General features: G+C 55.9%; 1 protein-coding gene. It reads left to right on the top strand.

Going from position 1 to position 827, the window contains the following annotated elements:
* The first annotated feature begins 58 nt into the window (after nt 1-58).
* Nucleotides 59-810, top strand: a protein-coding gene (locus tag HUK84_RS20750; protein ID WP_176641871.1) for an IS5 family transposase whose coding sequence is annotated in 2 segments (ribosomal slippage) — nt 59-389 and nt 389-810 — 753 coding nt in all. Because the reading frame shifts where the segments join, the coding sequence is not laid out codon by codon here.
* Nucleotides 811-827 lie beyond the last annotated feature (17 nt).

The raw sequence follows: 827 nt of genomic DNA, 5'->3' as shown, positions 1-827 counted from the left end.
CTAGGGTCTGTGGGGATTTGGGATTCCTATTTTAGCGGAGATGTGATTCACCCACTGGATGGATCGCTTAGTACTGACCGATGCCCAATGGGCGAAGATAGAACCGCATTGCCTGGGTAAGCTGTCTGATCCCGGACGCAGTGGCCGCGACAACCGGCTATTCATTGAGGCGGTTCTTTGGATTGTCCGAACAGGCAGCCCATGGCGGGACCTTCCTGCCACATTCGGCAACTGGAATACGGCATTCCGCCGGTTTCGTGATTGGCGCGAAGCTGATGTTTTCAAGCGGATTTTTGATGCCTTGTCGGGAGACCCCGACATGGAATACGCCATGGTTGATGCCACTATCGTCAAGGTCCACCGGCACGGCCAAGGCGCAAAAGGGGGACTCAGAGCCAGGCCATTGGTCGTTCCAAAGGCGGGATAACGACCAAGATCCTGGCCCTGACCGATGCCTTGGGCAACCTTGTTCGCTTCAAACTGCTACCGGGGAACCGCTACGACACGATCGGCGTCGCCCCTTTGATCGATGGCATCAACTTCGAAGCCCTGCTGGGCGACAAGGCCTTTGATGCCAACTGGATCATCGAAGAACTCGACCAGCGAGGCGCGAAAGTCGTCATCTCACAACGGTCACAGCGCAAGAACCCGCGCGCCATTGACGAAGAGATATACAAATGGCGTCACCTGATCGAGAACTTCTTCTGCAAACTCAAGGAGTTCAAGCGCATCGCCATGCGAGCCTGCAAAACCGACCGGAGCTTCGAGGCGATGATATATCTCGCCGCAGGTGTCATCAACTCACGCTAAATCCCCACAGACCCTAG

The sequence above is a fragment of the Nguyenibacter vanlangensis genome (assembly GCF_013376155.1).
GTDB lineage: Bacteria > Pseudomonadota > Alphaproteobacteria > Acetobacterales > Acetobacteraceae > Gluconacetobacter > Gluconacetobacter vanlangensis.
Note: the sequence above shows the minus strand (reverse complement) of the source record. Positions and strands in the feature narration are given on the sequence as shown.